The organism is Streptomyces sp. SID8352 (assembly GCF_009862265.1).
GTDB lineage: Bacteria > Actinomycetota > Actinomycetes > Streptomycetales > Streptomycetaceae > Streptomyces.
Genome location: NZ_WWGX01000022.1, coordinates 172,812 through 192,413, shown reverse-complemented (window position 1 = coordinate 192,413; position 19,602 = coordinate 172,812). Strand labels below are relative to the sequence as shown.

Here is a 19,602-nt window from a genome sequence, read left to right as displayed (position 1 = left end):
CGCAACATGCGCGGGGCGGCACGGAAGGGAAGACCGCGACGCGCGCGGAGCGGTGACCAAGTGCCGGGTCGCTCGTTGCGCTGGGCGTGCAGTCACAGGATGTCGCCCAGCGCCCCGCGCCCTCCTCCGCCTCCTCCGACGCGGTCGTCGACGTCGAGCAGGCCGAGGCCGCGCTCGTCGAGCACTACCCGCGACTGGTCCGGCTGGCCTATCTGATCCTGCCGCCCGGCCTCGGCCGACGCCGCCGGGTCCTGACCGCGCACGCCCTCGTCCAGCGCGCGCTGCCCCGGAACCGCACCACCTCGCCGCTGATCCCCGCGCAGTCGGCCGGGCGCGGCGGCGACCCGGGGTACGCCCTGGTGCGGTTGCGCGTGGTGCGGACGGCGCTGGAGGCGGCCCGCCCGCTGCGGCGTCCGGCCCTGCCCCGCCGGTCCCAGCTCCCGCCGCTGCTGCCCCGGGTGCGGGGGCTCGTCCTCTACCCGCGTTCCGGCGGTGCCGACGAACTCGCCCTGGACCAGGAGCTGTCGGAGCTGTCGGCACCGGCCCGGGCCGCCCATGTGCTGCGCGGTCTGGAGCGGATGTCCGACGACGAGGTGGCGGAGCTGCTGGACGCCGCCGGTGCCCCGGACCCGGAGGACGCTCTTCTGGAGGCCGGTGAGGTCCCCGCCCGGTACCGGCTGCTGTCCTCGCCGGAGTTCGACGCCTGCTCGCTGCAGGCACGGCCGACCGATCTGCTGCGCCGGCGCCAGCACGGCCGTGCCGCGCTGGTCGCCGGGGCGGCCCTGGTGGTGTGCGGGGCGCTGCTGGGCCTGCCCGGCGACGGCTGGGGGCCGGACGGTCCGGCCGCACCGGCCTACGCGCGCAATCCGGCGGCCGAGGCGGCCCTCGACCCCGGCCGACTGACCAGGGCCGGGGCCGACGACTGGCGCACCGCCGCGCGGGCCGACCTCTCGGTGTGGCCGGTCCGCGGCGACCTCACCGGGGACCGGGAGTTGCTGCGCCGCGCCCTCGCGGTGTGGGCCCGGCCCGGCGAGGCGGTGTCCGTGTCGGCGACGCCCGGCACCGCGACCGGCGGTCCCTCCGGCCCGGCCCGGCTGCTCTACGCCGGGAACGTCGACAACGCGCGGGTGGTGATCCTGTTCGACGGGCTGCGCGTCGTCCGCTACGCCGAGCCGCGGGACGACACCCGGGGCGCGGCGCTGGACTTCGCGCGGACCGACGGCGACGGGCTGAGCGGCGCGGACGCGGTGGTGCTGGGCCGCGCCGACGGCAACGTGCGCTATCTGACGGCGCCCTGGGTGACATCGGCGGCGCAGCGGGACCTGACCGACGCCGGGGCGGAGCCGACCGCGCTGTCGCTGGCCGGCGGGGTGACCTCACCGCTGGCCGGTCCGGCGGCGCAGGCCCCCGGCGGCTGCGCCTCCTGGAACGTGCTCGCGCTGACCGAGGACGCCAACGGCGCCCCGGGGGACGGTGGTTCGCTCACCCGGGTGCTGACGGACCTCGGTGAACTGGTCCCGGCCCGTCTCACCACCGGGCGGCCCGGCGACCCCGGCGACCTCTCCGACGCGGAGGCGCTGGCCGACTGGGCGCCGTACGCCTGCTCGCTGGGCGCGGTGCGCGGGCAGGGGGTGCGGTCGGTGAACGCCTGGGAGTTCGCGGCGCAGCCGCTGCCCGACGGGACGGGCGCGGGCACCTGGGTGTGCACCCGGGCGGAGACCTGGCGGGGCGAGGGGGCGCGGGTGACGGCCCAGTTCCGTACGCCGGGCGGCACCGTGGGCGCGGTGACGGCGCGCGCCGAGGACGTACGGGCCTGCGGGGAACGCGATCCGCGGGTGCTGGCGGGGGTGCTGTGGAAGTCGTCCGGCGGGCACTGGTACCTGCTCGCGGCCGGCGGCGGGGACGTGGCGTCCATCGCGGCGAGCGGCGGCGTGACCGGCTCCGCCGAAGGCGGTCTGCTGACGGCGGCGGCGGAACAGGGCGCGCGGGCGGAGCTGAAGGGCACGCTGGAGGGCGGCGGGACCATCACCGGGCTGGGCGGCTGAGGCAGGTCCGACCGTTCCCGTCCGCCTCACGACCCCATGCACGCACTCCCGCCGCACCGGCCCCGGCACCAACCCCTGCCCCTGCCCCGGCCCCGGCCCCGGGTACATCCAGCACCAAGGCCCGGGGCCGGTGAACCGGGAGCACGCACCCGACGCCCCGCGGCCGCCCCACGGGTGACGACGGCAATCGTCGGACATGCCCTGACCAGTGCCGTGACCGCAGCGTGCCGGGTCCGCCGGCGCCGGCCCGGCCGGGTCCTCCGGGGTCCGGATCCGCTCGGTAGGGTGGGCACATGGCTATCGGGGCGCGTCGCAGGATGGGCGTCGAGGAGCGCCGGGAGCAGTTGATCGGCGTCGCCCTCGACCTGTTCGGCCGCCGCTCGCCCGATGAGGTCTCACTCGACGAGATAGCGTCGGCGGCGGGCATCTCGCGCCCGCTGGTCTACCACTACTTCCCCGGCAAACTCAGCCTGTACGAGGCCGCGCTGGGGCGTGCCGCGGAGGACCTGGCGGCGCGGTTCGAGGAGCCGCGAACGGGCCCGCTGGGGGCGCGGCTGCTGCGGGTGACCGGGCGCTGCCTGGACTTCGCCGACCGGCACGGTCCGGTCTTCTCCGCGCTGTTGCGCGGCGGTCCGGCCGTCGGCTCCGCCACGGAGAACGCCCTGGTCGACTCCGTGCGGCTGGCCGCCTACCGGCAGATCCTGGCGCATCTGGAGGTGGCCGACCCGCCCGCGCGGCTGGAGCTGGTGGTCCGGTCCTGGATCTCGCTGGCCGAGTCGAAGGCGCTGATCTGGCTGGAAGGGCGGCGGGTGCCGCGCGCCGAGCTGGAGACGCAGCTCGTGCACGACTTCGCCGCGCTGCTGGCGGTGGGCGCCGTCCAGGACGAGGGGACGGCCGCGCTGGTGCGGCGCGTGATGGCCGGCGAGCCGGCCGACGGCCCCTTCGCGGAGCTGGCCGGCCGGCTCACCGGACTGCTGGGTCAGCCCGTCGACTCGCGGTAGGAGTTCTCCCGGTCGCGGGACTCGGCCGACACGTGCAGCACCATGCCGGGAGGTGTCCGCACCCGCCGCCGCACCAGCTCCACCACCGCCCCGGTGAGGCGGCGCTGGACGTCGTCGGTGCGCCCGAACGGCAGGGCGATGCCGACGTGGACGAGGACCTGGCCCCGGCCCTGGTCGCCGGGGCCGACCACGACGTCCTCGACGGGACGGAAGCGGGTCCGGCACACCGCCGGTCCGGCATACGCGATTCCGGTGACGGCGCTGTGCAGTTCCCGCGCGAGGGCGGGGCGGTCGAAACCGTCCGCGAGTTCGACGGAGTAGTCGACGGTGATCTGCGGCATGGGCCCTCCTGTTCTCCGGACAGCGAGGCTCACCCTAACTTCCCTCCGCGAGAGGCGAGTTGGCCGGAGCAAACACGGTGACGGCGCGACCGGAACCGTTCGGTGCCCGTCGGCGGGGCGCCCTCGCGGCCTCCGGCGGGGCGGCAGGGCACCCTTTCGCGCAATCCTTGCGGCAAGAACGGTGAATGCGGAGGAAAGCGCTTGCGGACCGGCGGCCCCCGTACCGCCCCCGAGGCCCTCCGCCGGCGTACGGACGACGGCGGGGCCCGGGGGCGGCGACGGCCGGAAACCGTTCCCCCGCGGGCGGGTCAGGGGGCGTCCCACCAGAGCGTCGCGTCCGGGGGCAGCACCGTCTCCGGTCCTTCCGTCGCGGTGTCGGCGCTGGACAGGAGGAGGCGTCCGGGGGTGGGGAGGACCACCGGCTCGCGGGTGGTGTTGGCCGTGCAGACGAAGCGGCCCCGGCGCAGCGCGAGGACGCCCTCGGGCGCGGGGAGCCACTGGACGGCGTCGCCCGCGCCCAGGTCGGGGTGGGCGCGGCGGGCGGCCAGCGCGGCCCGGTACAGCTCCAGGGTGGAGCCGGGCACACCGGTCTGCGCCTCGACGCTCAGTGCGCCCCAGCCCTCCGGCTGCGGCAGCCAGCTCCCCCCGCCGCCGAAGCCGTACGAGGTGCCGCCGCGGGTCCACGGGAGAGGCACCCGGCAGCCGTCGCGGAAGCCGTCCTGGCCGTCGCCGCGGAAGTAGGCCGGGTCCTGGCGCACCGCGTCGGGCAGGTCGACGACGTCCGGCAGGCCGAGTTCCTCGCCCTGGTAGACGTAGGCCGATCCGGGCAGGGCCAGCATGAGGAGGGTGGCGGCGCGCGCCCGGCGCAGGCCCGTCCCGCGGTCCCCGGCGAGGCGGATCTGGGTGCCGAGGCCGGGCGGGTTGGCGAAGCGGGTGGCGTGCCGGGTGACGTCGTGGTTGGAGAGCACCCAGGTGGCGGGGGCACCGACCGGGCGCATGGCGTCCAGGGTCCGGTCGATGACGGAGCGCAGCTCGGCCGCGTCCCAGTGGGTGGTGAGGTACTGGAAGTTGAACGCCTGGTGCAGCTCGTCGGGGCGGACGTAGCGGGCGGTCCGCTCGACGGTGGGCGTCCAGGCCTCCGCGACGAAGATCCGCTCGCCGGGGTACTCGCCGAGGATCAGCCGCCACTGCCGGTAGATGGCGTGGACGCCGTCCTGGTCGAAGAAGGGCATGACGCCGCTGCCCAGCAGTTTGAGCTGCTCCCCCGACTCCAGGTCGGGCAGGCCCTCGGCCTTCACCATGCCGTGGGCGACGTCGACGCGGAACCCGTCGACGCCCCTGTCGAGCCAGAACCGCAGGATGGACCTGAACTCGTCGCCGACGGCGGGGTGTTCCCAGTTGAAGTCGGGCTGCTCGGGGGCGAAGAGGTGCAGGTACCACTCCCCCGGTGTGCCGTCCGGCTCGGTGACCCGGGTCCACGCGGGGCCGCCGAAGACGGACTCCCAGTCGTTGGGCGGCAGTTCCCCGCGGGGGCCCTTGCCGGGCCGGAAGTGGTAGCGGTCCCGGCAGGGCGATCCGGGGCCCTCGGCGAGGGCGCGCCGGAACCACTCGTGCCGGTCGGAGGAGTGGTTGGGTACGAGGTCGACGATGACGCGCAGGCCCAGCCCGTGGGCGTCGCGGATCAGCGCGTCGGCGTCGGCGAGGGTGCCGAAAACGGGGTCGACGGCCCGGTAGTCGGCGACGTCGTACCCGGCGTCGGCCTGCGGGGAGGCGTAGAAGGGGCTTAGCCACACGGCGTCCACCCCGAGGTCGCGCAGGTACGGCAGGCGGGTGCGGGCGCCTTCCAGGTCGCCCATCCCGTCGCCGTCGCTGTCGGCGAAGCTGCGGGGGTAGATCTGGTAGATGACCGCGTCCCGCCACCAGTCGCGGGGTGCGGCGGCGGGCCGGGCGGGGGTGGGGGCCACGGCCCGGGTGGGGGCCGGTGCGGGGGTGGGGACCGGGGCGGCGGTGTGCTGCTGGCTCATGGTGTCCTCGCGTACGGGGTCGGTCGGGGGGCACGGTGGCGGCGGGCCGGCGGCGGGGCGGCTCCGCGGTGACGGAGGGGTCCGGTGGGCACCGCTGCCGCCGCCCTCGCCACCGGGGCGCGGGGGCCGGCGGGACGGTGGCCGCCGTGCCACGCCGCATGAGTTCTCCTCGGGGTGAGGGCCCGGGTGTGCGGGCGGGCCCGTCCGCCGCGCCCGCCGCCGACCGCGCCGTTGCCGCCGCCGGGCGACGTGAACGTAACAGCGACGCGAGCCGGACGAAAGGACTTGCAGAAAAAAAGCGCAAGAGATCCGGTGAGTCGCCCCGGGCCGAGGCTCCGAGCGATCACGGGAAGCCGGTTGTTGTCGACGCCCGAGCGGTATCGGGCCGGTTGTGCAAGACTCCGCAAGCCCTTGCCACGACTTCTCCCAGGGACCGCGATGACGCAGCAGCCCGCGCCGGGGCGCCCGACGGACCGCGGGCGGCGGCCCGTCGGTGCGCAAAGGGATCTACGGCAGGTACAGTCCACCGGTGTGACCACACGGCTTGCCGACATCGCCGCCCAGGCGGGGGTGAGCGAAGCGACGGTCAGCCGGGTCCTCAACGGGAAGCCGGGCGTCGCCGCCGCCACCCGCCACTCCGTACTCGCCGCTCTCGACGTCCTCGGCTACGAGCGTCCCGTGCGGTTGCGGCAGCGCAGCGAGGGGCTGGTCGGACTGATCACCCCGGAGCTGGAGAACCCCATCTTCCCGGCGCTGGCCCAGGTCATCGGCCAGGCGCTGACCCGCCAGGGCTACACCCCCGTCCTCGCCACCCAGACACCGGGCGGCTCCACCGAGGACGAGCTGACCGAGATGCTGGTCGACCGGGGGGTCTCCGGCATCATCTACGTCTCCGGGCTGCACGCCGACACCACCGCCGACACCCAGCGCTACGAGCGGCTGCGGGCCCGGGGGGTGCCGTTCGTACTGGTCGACGGCTTCTCCCCGAAGGTGCAGGCGCCGTTCATCTCCCCCGACGACCGGGCCGCGATGCACCTCGCCGTCACCCACCTCGTCTCGCTGGGGCACACCCGGATCGGACTGGCCCTCGGGCCGAAGCGGTTCGTGCCGGTGCAGCGCAAGATCGAGGGCTTCCTGACCGTGATGCGCGAGCAACTCGGCCTGGACTCCGAGACCGTGGCGGAGGAGTTGATCCAGCACTCCCTGTACACGCTGGAGGGCGGCCAGGCGGCGGCGGGCGCGCTGATCGAGCGGGACTGCACCGCGGTGGTGTGCGCGAGCGACATGATGGCGCTGGGCGCGATACGCGCCGCCCGGCAGCGGGGCCTGGAGGTGCCCCGTGACGTCTCCGTCGTCGGTTTCGACGACTCCCCGCTGATCGCCTTCACCGACCCGCCGCTGACCACCGTGCGCAAGCCGGTCCCGGCGATGGGGCAGGCCGCGGTGCGGACGCTGCTGGAGGAGATCGGCGGAACGCCCGCCCCGCACAGCGAGTTCGTGTTCATGCCGGAACTGGTGGTGCGCGGTTCGACCGCCTCGGCGCCGGGCGATCGCGGACGGGGCTGAACACCCGCCGGACCAGGCACTTTCTCCCCTTTCCCGGCCCTTTTGGGGGCCCGCTCCGGGCGGTTCGCGGGGCCCTGCGTGTGCGCGCGTGGACCGGTGGGGGGATGATCGGGGAAAGAAGGCTTTTCTGGCAGACTCTGGACCTATGGGCGACGCGATCACGACGACTTCGGAAGGCCTCGGCGAGGCCCCCCGGCGCCCTGTCGCTGACGGGGCGTCGGGGCGGCGGCTCCTGCGCCGGATGCGCACCCCGCGGCGGCCCCGGCTGTGGTTCGAGGTCCTGCTGATCGCGGTGAGTTACTGGACGTACTCGATGGTCCGCAACGCCGTGCCGGAACAGCGGGGGAAGGCGCTGCGCAACGCCGACTGGATCTGGCAGACCCAGCAGCAACTCGGCATCGCCGTCGAGAAGTCGGTGAACCACGCGGTCAACTCCGTCACGTGGCTGATCGTCGGCATGAACTACTACTACGCGACACTGCACTTCGTGGTGACGCTGGGTGTCCTGGTGTGGCTCTACCGCTACCACCCGGGACGGTACGGGGCCACGCGGCTGGTGCTGTTCGCCACGACCGGCGCGGCGCTCGCCGGTTACTACTTGTATCCGCTCGCACCGCCCCGGTTGATGAACGGGGGCGGGTTCATCGACACCGTCCTGGTCCACGACACCTGGGGGTCGATGGCCTCCGGCGACCTGAAGAACATGTCCAACCAGTACGCCGCGATGCCGTCGATGCACATCGGGTGGTCGGTGTGGTGCGGGCTGACCCTGTTCGCGCTGGCCTCGGTGCCGTGGGCGCGGGTGCTGGGGCTGCTGTACCCGGTGCTGACGCTGGTGGTGATCGTGGCGACGGCCAACCACTTCTGGCTGGACGCGGTGGGCGGGCTGCTCTGCCTGGCCGCGGGGTTCGCGGTGGCGACGGCCTGGTACGGGCGGCTGCCGTACGCGCTGCCGAGGGTGCCGGAGCCGCTGCCGGAACGTTCCGGGGACGGGCGGAGCGTGCCCGCGCGCTGAGGCGGGCCCGGCGCGGGCCGCCGTGCGCGCCGGGCCGGCGGCCTATTCCGCGCCGTAGAAGAGGGATTCCACCACCGTCCTGGCCCGCCGGGTGGTGCGCCGGTAGGCGTCGAGCATGTCCCCGGCGTGACCGGAGCCGTAGCCGAGGTAGCGGCCCACCGCGGCCAGCTCGCGGGCGTCGGAGGGGAAGGTGTCGCCCGCCCTGCCCCGGACCAGCATGACCGCGTTGCGCACCCGGGTGGCCAGCACCCACGCCTCGTCCAGGACGGCCGCGTCCTCGGCACCGATCAGCCCGGCGCCGGTCGCGGCGGCCAGGGCCCGGCGGGTGCGGGTGGTGCGCAGTTCCGGCACCTCGTGGCCGTGCCGCAGCTGGAGGAGCTGCACCGTCCACTCCACGTCGGACAGCCCGCCCGGGCCCAGCTTGGCGTGCAGCTTGGGGTCGGAGCCGCGCGGCAGCCGCTCCGTCTCCATCCGGGCCTTCAGGCGCCGGATCTCCCGCGCCGCCTCCTCCGGCAGCCCTCCCGCCGGATAGCGCAGCGGGTCGGCCAGGGCGGTGAACCGCCGCCCCAGCTCCTCGTCCCCGGCCACGAACTCGGCCCGCAGCAGGGCGTGCGACTCCCAGGTCAGCGACCAGCGCCGGTAGTACGCCTCGTAGGAGCCCAGGGTGCGGGAGAGGGGCCCGGTGCGGCCCTCGGGGCGCAGGTCGGCGTCGATGACCAGCGGCGGGTCGGCGCTGGGGACCTGGAGCAGCCGGCGCATCTCGGTGACGACCCGGGTGGCGGCCGCGGCGGCCTCCCGCTCGTCGACGCCCTCGCGGGGCTCGTGCACGAAGAGGACGTCGGCGTCGGAGCCGTAGCCCAGCTCGTGGCCGCCGAAGCGGCCCATGCCGATGATCGCGAACCGGGCCGGCAGGGTGTCGCCCCACCCCTCGCGGACCACGGCGCGCAGGGTGCCCGCGAGGGTCGCGGCGGTGAGGTCGGAGACGGCGTCCCCGACCCGGTCGACCAGGGTGCCCTCGTCGCCCTCGGCGGGGCGGGCCTCGGTGCCGTAGGTGGCGATGATGTCGGCGGCGGCGGTGCGGAACAGCTCGCGGCGGCGCATGCCGCGGGCCGCGGTGACGGCCTGGACGGCGCCGTCGGCGCGGCGGACGGCGGCGAGCGCCTCCTGCTCCAGTTGCGCGCGGGCGCGCGGGGCCAGCCCGCCGCCGCCGTCGCCGAGCAGGGCGACCGCCTCGGGGGCCCGCATCAGCAGGTCGGGGGCGAGGCGCCCGGCGGACAGCACCCGGGCGAGGTTCTCGGCGGCGGCCCCCTCGTCGCGCAGCAGCCGCAGGTACCAGGGGGTCTTGCCGAGGGCGTCGGAGACCTTGCGGAAGTTCAGCAGCCCGGCGTCCGGGTCGGCGGAGTCCGCGAACCAGCCGAGCAGCACCGGCAGCAGGGTGCGCTGGATCGCGGCGGCGCGGGTGACGCCGGAGGCGAGGGCCTCCAGATGGCGCAGGGCGGCGGCGGGGTCGGCGTAGCCGAGGGCGACCAGGCGCTCCCGGGCGGCCTCCGGGCTGAGCCGGGACTCCCCCGGCGCGAGCTGGGCGACGGCGTCGAGCAGCGGCCGGTAGAAGATCTTCTCGTGGAGCCGGCGGACCACGGCCGCGTGCCGCCGCCAGGCGCGCAGCAGGGTGGTGACGGGCTCGTTGCGCAGGCCGAGGGAGCGGCCGAGGCGGCGCAGGTCGGCCTCGTCCTCGGGCACCAGATGGGTGCGGCGCAGCCGGTGGAGCTGGATGCGGTGCTCCATGGAGCGCAGGAAGCGGTACGCCTCGTCGAGCTGGGCGGCGTCGGCCCGGCCGACGTAGCCGCCGTCGGCGAGCGCGCGGAGCGCGTCCAGGGTGGTGCCGCTGCGCAGGGAGGTGTCGGCGCGGCCGTGCACGAGCTGGAGGAGCTGGACGGCGAACTCGACGTCCCGCAGGCCGCCGGGGCCCAGCTTGAGCTGGCGGTCGACCTCGGCGGCGGGGATGTTCTCCACCACCCGGCGGCGCATCTTCTGCACGTCGGGGACGAAGTTCTCGCGCTCGGCGGCCTGCCAGACCAGGGGCTGGAGGGCGGCGGTGTACGCGGCGCCCAGCTCCGGGTCGCCGGCGACCGGGCGGGCCTTGAGCAGGGCCTGGAACTCCCAGGTCTTGGCCCAGCGCTGGTAGTAGGCGAGATGGCTGCTGAGGGTGCGGACGAGGGGGCCGTTGCGGCCCTCGGGGCGCAGATTGGCGTCGACGGGCCAGATGGAGCCCTCGACGGTGGTCTCGGAGCAGATCCGCATCATGTGCGCGGCGAGCGAGGCGGCGGAGCGCATGGCCTTCGCCTCGTCGGTGTCCCCCGCGGGCTCGGCGACGAAGATGACGTCGACGTCGGAGACGTAGTTCAGCTCGTGGCCGCCGCACTTGCCCATGGCGATCACGGCGAGCCGGCACCGGGCGGCGTCCTCGGGGGCGGCGGCCGCGGCCAGGGCGAGCGCGGCGCGCAGGGTGGCGGTGGCGAGGTCGGCCAGTTCGGCGGCGGTCTCGGCGACGTCGATGGTGCCGCAGACGTCGCGGGCGGCGATGGAGAGCAGGCAGCGGCGGTAGGCGACGCGCAGCGAGACGGGGTCGGCGGCCCCGGCGAGGCCCTCCTCGAACTCCTCTATGCCGCGGTGCAGGTCGCGCGGCCCGTAGGTGACGAGGGACTGCCAGTCCGAGGAGTGCCGGGCGAGGTGGTCGGCCAGCGCCTCGGAGGCGCCGAGCACCCCGAGGAGGCGGTCGCGCAGCGGCTTGGCCGAGACGAGGGTGTCCAGGAGCCCTTGGCGGGCGGTGGCGTCGGGCTGGGCCTCCAGCAGCCGCACCAGCCCGGTCAGGGCGAGGTCGGGATCGGCGGTGGCGCCCAGGGCCTCCAGGAGCACGGGGTCCTCGCGCACGGCCGGGTCCACCCCGTCGAGGAGGCGCTCGGCGGCCGAGGGGTCGGTGAAGCCGTGCCGCAGCAGTCGGGTGAAGGTGCTGCTCCTGCGCCCCGGCGACGTCATTCCGGCCTCCCGCCGCACCATCGGATCGAACCCACGGGCCGAGCCTAAGGGCTGTGCGCCCCGGATCCGCGGCGGACCGGCCCCCGGCGGCGGCCCGGGTGCGTCGCGGAGCCGCCCGCCCCCGAATGTACGCGGGCGGCGGCCCTGGCCGCCGGGGGCCCTTCCGGGCGGGCGCCACCGCTCAGAGGCGCCCCGGGGACCCGGCCCGGCCGCGCCCTTCCCCGGGCTGCCCGCCGCACGCGCGACGGGCCGCCCGCCCCTGAGCCGCCGGTCTCCCCGGGCCGCCCCTGGGCCGCCGCCCCTCCCGGGCCGCCCGCCCCCGGGGCCCGCGGCTCCGGGGCGCGACGGACGGGGCCGGTTCGGTGGGGGCGTGGGCCTCACCCCGGAGCCGGTCCCGCCGCCGGTGAGCGGCGCCGGCCGGGACGGGGCCTCCACCGCGACCGTGGCGGTGCGCGTCAGCCCGTCTCGCGCCAGCGGTTGGTGATGGGCAGCCTGCGGTCCTTGCCGAAGCCCTTCGGCGAGATCTTGGTGCCCGGCGGGTACTGCCGCCGCTTGTACTCGGCGGTGTCGACCATCCGCAGCGTCCTGAGCACCAGCTCGCGGTCGTACCCGGCGGCGACGATCTCGTCGGCCCCGCGGTCCCGGTCGACGTACAGCTCCAGGATGGCGTCGAGCACCGGGTAGTCCGGCAGCGAGTCGGTGTCGACCTGGTCCGGGCGCAGCTCCGCGCTGGGCGGCTTGGTGATGGAGTTGCCGGGGATCGGAGGCGTCCCGCCGCGCTCCTCGGCCGCCCGGTTGCGCCACTCGGCGAGGCGGAACACGGTCGTCTTGTACACGTCCTTGATCGGCCCGTACGCGCCCACCGAGTCGCCGTAGAGCGTCGAGTAGCCGACCGCCAGCTCGGACTTGTTGCCGGGCGCCAGGACGATGTGGCCCTCCTGGTTGGAGATCGCCATCAGCAGGGTGCCGCGCAGCCGCGACTGGAGGTTCTCCTCGGCGAGCCCGGTCAGTCCCAGGGCGCCCATGTAGGCGTCGAACATGGGCTCGATGGAGACGGTCCGGTAGTGCAGTCCGGTGCGGCGGGCCAGGTCCGCCGCGTCGTCCCGGGAGTGCTGCGAGGAGTACTTGGACGGCATCGACACGCCGTACACGTTCTCCGCTCCGACCGCGTCGCAGGCGATGGCGGCGACCAGCGCCGAGTCGATGCCGCCGGACAGGCCGATCAGCACCGAGCGGAAGCCGTTCTTCTCGACGTACGCCCGCAGCCCCACGACCAGCGCGGAGTAGATCTCCTCCTCGTCGTCCAGCCGCTCGGCGCACCCTCCGGGCAGCTCCGGCCCGTAGGCGGGCACCGGCTCCTCGGAGAGCACGACCCGGTCGATGCGCAGCCCGTCGTCCACCACGCCGGACGGGGCGTCGGGGCCGGCCGCGGGCAGGTCGAGGTCGACGACCACGCAGCACTCGGAGAACTGCGGGGCCCGTGTCAGGACCCGGCCGTCCCTGTCGACGACGATGGAGTCGCCGTCGAAGACCAGCTCGTCCTGGCCGCCCGTCATGGCGAGGTAGGCGGTGGTGCAGCCGGCCTCCTGGGCGCGCTTGCGCACCAGTTCGAGACGGGTGTCGTCCTTGTCCCGCTCGTACGGCGAGGCGTTGACGGAGAGCAGCAGTCCGGCCCCCGCGGAGCGGGTGGCGGGCACCCGGCCGCCGTCCTGCCAGAGGTCCTCGCAGATGGCGAGGGCGACGTCGACGCCGCGCACGCGCACCACGGGCAGGGTGTCGCCGGGCACGAAGTAGCGGTACTCGTCGAAGACGCCGTAGTTGGGCAGGTGGTGCTTGGCGAAGGCCAGGGCCACCTCGCCGCCGTGCAGCACCGCCGCCGCGTTGCGCGGGGCGCCCGCGGGCCGGCCGTACACGGGCCGCGCGCTGTCGGCGCGGTCGAGGTAGCCGACGACCACCGGCAGCTCCCCGAGGCCCTCCTCGGCGAGGCGGGCGGCCAGCGCGCGCAGGGCCGTGCGGGAGGCCTCGACGAAGGACGACCTGAGGGCCAGGTCCTCGACGGGATACCCGGTCAGCACCATCTCCGGGAAGGCCACGAGGTGGGCCCCCTGCTCGGCGGAGTGCCGGGTCCAGCGGACGACCGAGTCCGCGTTGGCGGCGAGGTCGCCGACACGGGAGTCGATCTGGTTCAGGGCGAGTCGTAGTTGGGGCACGGCACCAGTGTAATCGTCAGACCGACGCGATGGGGTGGTGCGGCGGGTCCGGACCGCTCCCCCGCACGCGGGACGCGCCCGGCCCGGCCCCGATGGCGCGCGGACCGGCGGGCGGACCGGCGGGCGGGCGGACCGCGCCGGGCCCGGCGCCCGGCCCCGGGCGGGACCGCAGCCCCGCCGCCCCGGGCGCGGCCCCGGCCAGGTCCCGGTCCCCGCAAGGCACTGGACGGACGACGGGAGCACCCACGGCGCACCGGGCGCCTCTCCGCACGCACCGGGGCGGGCCCTGCCGGACGGGTGCCCGCGCGCCCGTCGCCGAGGTCCGGGGCCCCGCCCACGGCGCCGGACACCGGCCCGCCCGGGCGCGGGGCGGGGCGACGCGGGGCGCCCGAGGCGGGGCGGGCCTGAACCACACGGCACGAACCGGGGCCTGGTGGCCCGGGCCGGGGCCTGGTACCCCGGGCCGGAGCCGGGCGGCACCAGCCGGGGCCGGGACCGGGCGGCACGAGCCGGGACCGGGACCGGGCGGCACCAGCCGGGACCGGGACCGGGCGGCACCAGCCGGGGCCGGGACCGGGCGGCACCAGCCGGGACCGGGACCGGGCGGCACCAGCCGGAGCCGGGACCGGGCGGCACCAGCCGGGACCGGGACCGGGCGGCACGAGCCGGAGCCGGGGCCGGGCGGTACCAGCCGCCGCCGGGGCCCGGTGGCTCGGGCCGGAGCCGGGGCGCGGGCCGGAACCGACAGCCCGGGCCGGAACCGGGCGGCAGCGGCCGGAGACCGGCGCCCCGGTCCCGGGATCAGCCCCGCTGTCTGGCGCCCCGCTTGATCAGCAGGTCGACCATCAGCCGGATCTCCGACTGCTGCGACTCGACCATGCCCCGCGCCAGCCGCTTCTCCGCGTCCACCCCGCAGCGCTCCACACATCCCTCGGCCATGTGCACCCCGCCCCGGTGGTGCTCGATCATCAGTTGGAGGTAGAGGACCTCGGCCTTCTTCCCGCTGAGCCGGCCCAGCTCGGCCATCTCGGCGTTGGTGGCCATGCCCGGCATCAGCGAGCCGTCCCCGGCCGTGGGCGCGTCGCCCATGCCCATCCAGGTCATCGGCGGGTCGGGCGAGACCTTCGACAGGCCCCACAGGTCCAGCCAGCCGATCATCATGCCCCGCTGGTTGGCCTGGGTCTGCGCGATGTCGTAGGCGAGGCGGCGGATCTCCTCGTCGTCGGTGCGGTCGCGCAGGACGTACGACATCTCCACGGCCTGCTGGTGGTGCACCATCATGTCGCGCGCGAACCCGGCGTCGGCCGAGTCGGACGCCGGGACGGCCGGCGCCGCGGGGCCGTCGTCCCCCGCGACCGCGTAGGTGACGGCACCGGCCGCGACGAGCGCCGCCGTCACGGCCCCGGCGATCCAGCCGGCGGCGGCCCGTCTCACTGCGCCAGCCCGTTGGTGCAGGCCGCGCCCGGCTCGGGGGTCTGCTCGCCCTGGACGAACTTCCCGAAGAAGGCGTCCACGGCGGGGTCGTCGGCGCCGGTCACCGTGCGCTGGTGGCCCCAGGCGGAGAGCATGATCGGGTCCTTCTGCTTCCCGTCCGGGCTCATCAGGGAGTACGGCGTCTTCTTCACCTTCGCCGCGAGCGCCTCGACGTCGGCCTTGGGCGCCCGGTCGTTGTAGGTCACCCACACGGCGCCGTGCTCCAGGGAGTGGACGGCGTTCTCGTTGTTCAGCGGCTTGGTGTAGACGTCGCCGTTGCAGTTCATCCAGACCTGGTTGTGGTCACCGCCGACCGGGGGGTCGACCGGGTAGGTCACCTTGGTGGTGACGTGGTCGCGGCCGAGGGTGCCCTTCCAGGTGTTGACGCCGTCCGCGCCGGCCTCGAACCTGCCGGAGACCTTGGCCTTCGTCGCCGCCGTGTCGTCGGAGCCGCCGCCGTCGGACTGGGAGCGGACGAGGGCGACGCCGCCGGCGACGAGTCCGGCGACGACCACCACGGAGGCCGTGATCACGAGGACGCGGTTCCGTCGCTCACGTGCCTGCTCGGCACGGCGCATCCCGGCTATGCGGTCCTGGCGCGCCGTGTTGCTGCTCTTGTTGGCGGAACCCATGGGGTGTGCCCTTCTGGGAAACGGGAGGCGGTGAAAGTCCGCTGATCGTAGTGGTACGGACCAACTCTCCCGTAGAGAGATCACACGATCTGTCGCGCCGGGCACTCAGGAATGGCCCGATCGAACGGGCGGCCTCTACGCTGCGGGAGGAGCGGTGCGCCCGGGGTACGCGGCGCCGGCGGTGGGTCCGCGACGCGTACGACATGCCGTCATGGTGTGATGCTCAGGTGCCCGACCGCCTCCACCGTGCCGGAGACGGGCGGCCTGACCAGCAAGGATGGGGAAGCGGAAGATGGACAAGCAGCAGGAGTTCGTGATCCGGACGCTGGAGGAGCGCGACATCCGGTTCGTGCGGCTGTGGTTCACGGACGTGCTGGGCTTCCTGAAGTCCGTGGCCGTGGCCCCGGCCGAGCTGGAGCAGGCCTTCGACGAGGGCATCGGCTTCGACGGCTCGGCCATCGAGGGCTTCGCCCGGGTCTACGAGTCCGACATGATCGCCAAGCCGGACCCGTCCACGTTCCAGGTGCTGCCCTGGCGCGCGGAGGCCCCCGGCACGGCCCGCATGTTCTGCGACATCCTGATGCCGGACGGCTCCCCGTCCTTCGCGGACCCGCGCTACGTCCTCAAGCGGGCCCTGGCCCGCGCCTCCGACCAGGGGTTCACCTTCTACACCCACCCGGAGATCGAGTTCTTCCTGCTGAAGGACAAGCCGGTGGACGGCTCGGTGCCCACGCCCGCCGACAACTCCGGGTACTTCGACCACACCCCGCAGAACATCGGCATGGACTTCCGCCGCCAGGCCATCACCCAACTGGAGTCGATGGGCATCTCGGTGGAGTTCTCCCACCACGAGGGCGCCCCCGGCCAGCAGGAGATCGACCTGCGCTACGCCGACGCGCTCTCCACCGCCGACAACATCATGACGTTCCGCCTGGTCATGAAGCAGGTGGCGCTGGAGCAGGGCCTCCAGGCCACCTTCATGCCCAAGCCGTTCTCGGAGTACCCCGGTTCGGGCATGCACTCGCACCTGTCCCTGTTCGAGGGCGACCGCAACGCCTTCTACGAGTCCGGCGCCGAGTACCAGCTCTCCCGGGTCGGCCGCTCCTTCATCGCGGGGCTGCTGCGGCACGCGGCGGAGATCTCCGCCGTCACCAACCAGTGGGTCAACTCCTACAAGCGCATCTGGGGCGGCGCCGAGCGCACCGCCGGGGCGGGCGGCGAGGCACCGTCGTACATCTGCTGGGGCCACAACAACCGCTCGGCGCTGGTCCGGGTGCCCATGTACAAGCCGGGCAAGACCGGTTCGGCCCGGGTGGAGATCCGCTCGATCGACTCCGGCGCCAACCCGTACCTGACCTACGCCGTCCTGCTCGCCGCCGGCCTCAAGGGCATCGAGGAGGGCTACGAACTCCCGCCGGGCGCCGAGGACGACGTGTGGGCGCTGTCCGACGCGGAGCGGCGCGCCCTGGGCATCGAGCCGCTCCCGCAGAACCTCGGCGAGGCGCTGGCCCTGATGGAGCGCAGCGACCTCGTCGCCGAGACGCTGGGCGAGCACGTCTTCGACTTCTTCCTGCGCAACAAGCGCCAGGAGTGGGAGGAGTACCGCTCGCAGGTCACCGCGTTCGAGCTGAAGCGGTCCCTGCCGGTGCTGTAGGGCGGGCCGGGTCCGGGCGGGCGTCCCCAGGGTGTCGGCCCGGGGCGCCGGACCGGGCGCCGGGCGCCTCCCGCGCGGGTGTCCCGGGGCGCCTACGATGGCGGGATGGTGGTGCTGCTCAAGGTCGCGCGGGGCGACTCGGTGACCGGTTCCCGGCTGGGGGGCGATCCGCCGGGGGTTCTCGCCGGTCACCCCGTTCTGGACACGCACCACTACCTGTTCACCCTCGCCGCGGGCACCGCACCGTGGCAGGCGGACCGCGAGGTCTCCGTCCTCGTGCGGCGGGGGTACGCCGTCGGCGATCCCAACGACCGCCATCCGGACATCGCCCTGCGCGCGGTGCTGCACTCCCCGTCCCCGAGGTGCGCGCGGGCCCCCGGAGCCCATCCGTTCCTCGCGAGCCGGTCGCTTGAGGCCGGGGCTCCCGGGGCGCCGGACCCGGCGCTGATCCGGATCGCCGACGAGGCGCACCGGGTGCAGTGGGAGGAGTCGTCCGTGCGGCCCCTGCTGGATGCCGGCCTACGGTTCCTGTTCACCTTCGACGAGGACGGCTACCCGGTCGACGACGACGTGGTGACCGAGTACCAGTTCGGGTACGGGGCGGTCCACTTCTTCGGGCGGCTGGACGCGGACGGCCTGGCCGTGGACGTCGTCGCGGGCTTCGTCGAGAACTCCTGAGGAGCGGCCCGGACCGCCGACCGTGCCCCGGACGGGAGCGGTCAGGCGGGCACGGGTCTCCCGGCGGTCACGGTCAGGCGGGCACCGGCCTCCCCCGGCGGCCACGGTCAGGCGGGCGTGCCGCGCCGGGGCGCCTCCCGGGGGCCCGCGTCCCCCACCACGGGCTGCGCGGGGTCCGCCGCCTCCCCCGGAGCCGCGGCCTCCCGCGGAGCCGGGGCCGCCGGCTCGAACTCCGGCGCCCCGGGCCTCGGCGCGGGCGGTCCCGGTACGACGTCCGCGTCCGCCCGGGGCGGATCCGCCTCCGTCGGCCGCTCCGGGTCCCGCTCGCCCCGCTCGCCCCGGTCGCGCATCGCGCGCCGGGCGCGGTGGTAGGAGGCGAAGAACTCGGGCAGGTCGTCGAGGAATCCCTGCAGTTGCTTGAGGAAGCTCTGCAACGACCAGACGAAGATGGCCAGGACGCCGAAGCAGGCGAGTACGACGAGAATGATCGTGCTGTCCATGGGTACCTCCGCGGACTTGGCGCACACGGACAACGCGCCCCGCGAGACCTCCACGGGGGTCGCACGTGCCGGGTCCCTGTACCCGCGCGTGCGTAGGCGGTGTCTGTGTGGGTCGGGCCGCTCCCTACCGGGTCCGGAGTGATGGACAGCGCGAACCAGAATACCGCCCTCGCCCCGTCAAGTGAAGGCGTCGCGGCGGGTGTTGACCGTCGGGGCGGCGGTGGCCGGGGGCGGGCCCCGCGCCCCCGGACGGGTCAGGACCCGTCGGGGTGCAGGGTGAGCCGGGCGGCGAGCGGGAGGTGGTCGCTGCCGGTCGCCGGGAGGGTCCAACTGCTCCTCGGCTCCACGCCGGTGACGAGGATCTGGTCGATGCGGGCCATCGGGAAGGAGGCCGGCCAGCTGAAGCCGAATCCGTTGCCCGCCGCGCCCTGCGAGGAGCGCATCTGGGAGGTGACGGCGTTCAGCGACCGGTCGTTCATGGTGCCGTTGAGGTCGCCGAGCAGGATCTTGCGCGGGAGCGTCTCGTCGGCGATGGCCTCACCGAGGGCGTCGGCGCTCTTGTCCCGCTGGCGGGCGGTGAACCCGGCCTCCAACTTGACGCGCACGGAGGGCAGATGGGCGACGTACACCGCGACGGGCCCGTCCGGGGTGGTGACCGTGGCGCGCATCGCGCGCTTCCAGCCGAGCAGGATGTCCACGGCCCGGACCTCGCCCATCGGGTACTTGCTCCAGAGCCCCACCGTGCCCACCACCGCGTGGTGGCGGTACGTCGGCGCCAGGGCCTTCTCGTAGGTGGGGACCGCTGACGCCTTCAGCTCCTCCAGCGCCAGGATGTCCGCGCCGGAGGCGGCCACGGCACGGGCGGTGCCCTCCGGGTCGGCGTTGTCGGCGTTGACGTTGTGGGTGGCCACCATCAGGTCGCCGCCGGGGCCGGTCTTGTCGAAGAGCAGGCCGCCGAAGAGGTTGCACCACACGGTGGCCGGGAGCACCAGGGCGATCAGCGCAGTCAGCGACTTGCGGAGCAGGGCGACCAGCAGCAGCACCGGGACCAGCAGGCCGAACCAGGGCAGGAAGGTCTCCGTGAGGCTGCCGAGGTTGCCGATGGTGTTCGGGATCTGCGCGTGCGCCGCCATGACCGCGGCGAGGGCCAGGGCGACGGCGGCGGTGACCAGGCCCCGGCGCCAGACGCCCCGGTCGCCGCGCCATCCGCTGAACAGGCGCCGGAACCGGGCTCCTCGGCGCTCGGGTCCCGGGCCGCCGTTGTCCGTGTCCGCCATGTACGCCTGCTGCGCCATACCGCCGCCTCACTGCCTGCCGTGCCCACCGTCTCCCCGCGTCTCAGACCCTAGGGGATGAGCGGCTCCGTTCCCGCCGCCCCGCGGACGGCCGTACCGGCAGGATGACGAACGGGCCGCCGCGCGGAGTTC

The 19,602-nt window shown here is 75.0% G+C and carries 14 protein-coding genes; 6 read left to right on the top strand and 8 right to left on the bottom strand.

What is annotated here, in order from left to right; all coding sequences use genetic code 11:
- Positions 1-86 precede the first annotated feature (86 nt).
- On the top strand, positions 87-2,045 hold the full coding sequence (locus GTY84_RS06205) for a hypothetical protein (protein WP_161225079.1): 1,959 nt from the start codon (positions 87-89) through the stop codon (positions 2,043-2,045).
- A 293-nt stretch (positions 2,046-2,338) separates the two neighbouring features.
- Positions 2,339-3,046, top strand: a complete 708-nt coding sequence (locus GTY84_RS06200; protein ID WP_161225078.1) for a TetR/AcrR family transcriptional regulator — start codon at positions 2,339-2,341, stop codon at positions 3,044-3,046.
- On the opposite strand, the gene GTY84_RS06195 is transcribed toward GTY84_RS06200, so the two are convergent.
- Entirely contained in the window at positions 3,025-3,387 is a 363-nt protein-coding gene (locus tag GTY84_RS06195; RefSeq protein WP_161225077.1) for an isomerase, read from the bottom strand. The genes GTY84_RS06200 and GTY84_RS06195 overlap by 22 nt on opposite strands.
- Positions 3,388-3,695: 308 nt before the next feature.
- Positions 3,696-5,411, bottom strand: a complete 1,716-nt coding sequence (locus GTY84_RS06190) for a glycoside hydrolase family 13 protein (RefSeq protein WP_161225076.1) — start codon at positions 5,409-5,411, stop codon at positions 3,696-3,698.
- A 531-nt stretch (positions 5,412-5,942) separates the two neighbouring features.
- On the opposite strand from GTY84_RS06190, the gene GTY84_RS06185 reads away from it, so the two are divergent.
- Both GTY84_RS06185 and GTY84_RS06180 read left to right on the top strand, forming a co-directional pair.
- Entirely contained in the window at positions 5,943-6,977 is a 1,035-nt protein-coding gene (locus tag GTY84_RS06185; protein WP_161225075.1) for a LacI family DNA-binding transcriptional regulator, read from the top strand.
- Positions 6,978-7,122: 145 nt separating this feature from the next.
- The gene (locus GTY84_RS06180; protein WP_161225074.1) at positions 7,123-7,992 is read left to right on the top strand and encodes a phosphatase PAP2 family protein; all 870 of its coding nucleotides are present in this window, start codon (positions 7,123-7,125) and stop codon (positions 7,990-7,992) included.
- Between the two features lie 42 nt (positions 7,993-8,034).
- Here the strand turns inward: GTY84_RS06180 and GTY84_RS06175 are convergent, their stop codons facing one another.
- The 4 genes from GTY84_RS06175 to GTY84_RS06160 form a co-directional block, all read right to left on the bottom strand.
- Entirely contained in the window at positions 8,035-11,028 is a 2,994-nt protein-coding gene (locus GTY84_RS06175) for a bifunctional [glutamine synthetase] adenylyltransferase/[glutamine synthetase]-adenylyl-L-tyrosine phosphorylase (protein WP_161225073.1), read from the bottom strand.
- Positions 11,029-11,483: 455 nt separating this feature from the next.
- Positions 11,484-13,238, bottom strand: a complete 1,755-nt coding sequence (locus GTY84_RS06170) for an NAD+ synthase (protein WP_161225072.1) — start codon at positions 13,236-13,238, stop codon at positions 11,484-11,486.
- An 801-nt stretch (positions 13,239-14,039) separates the two neighbouring features.
- Positions 14,040-14,672 (bottom strand): DUF305 domain-containing protein, encoded by a 633-nt coding sequence (locus tag GTY84_RS06165; protein ID WP_161225071.1) that lies wholly within the window; start codon positions 14,670-14,672, stop codon positions 14,040-14,042.
- Positions 14,669-15,343: a DUF3105 domain-containing protein gene (locus GTY84_RS06160; RefSeq protein ID WP_161225070.1), complete on the bottom strand. Its 675-nt coding sequence runs from the start codon at positions 15,341-15,343 to the stop codon at positions 14,669-14,671. Before GTY84_RS06160 ends, GTY84_RS06165 begins: the two co-directional genes overlap by 4 nt.
- A 292-nt stretch (positions 15,344-15,635) precedes the next feature.
- Between GTY84_RS06160 and GTY84_RS06155 the strand changes: the two genes are divergently transcribed.
- Both GTY84_RS06155 and GTY84_RS06150 read left to right on the top strand, forming a co-directional pair.
- Entirely contained in the window at positions 15,636-16,997 is a 1,362-nt protein-coding gene (locus GTY84_RS06155; protein ID WP_161225069.1) for a glutamine synthetase family protein, read from the top strand.
- 105 nt (positions 16,998-17,102) lie between these two features.
- On the top strand, positions 17,103-17,675 hold the full coding sequence (locus GTY84_RS06150; protein WP_161225068.1) for a hypothetical protein: 573 nt from the start codon (positions 17,103-17,105) through the stop codon (positions 17,673-17,675).
- 107 nt (positions 17,676-17,782) lie between these two features.
- Here the strand turns inward: GTY84_RS06150 and GTY84_RS06145 are convergent, their stop codons facing one another.
- On the bottom strand, positions 17,783-18,175 hold the full coding sequence (locus tag GTY84_RS06145; RefSeq protein WP_161225067.1) for a hypothetical protein: 393 nt from the start codon (positions 18,173-18,175) through the stop codon (positions 17,783-17,785).
- A 254-nt stretch (positions 18,176-18,429) separates the two neighbouring features.
- Positions 18,430-19,470, bottom strand: a complete 1,041-nt coding sequence (locus GTY84_RS06140; protein ID WP_161225066.1) for an endonuclease/exonuclease/phosphatase family protein — start codon at positions 19,468-19,470, stop codon at positions 18,430-18,432.
- Positions 19,471-19,602 lie beyond the last annotated feature (132 nt).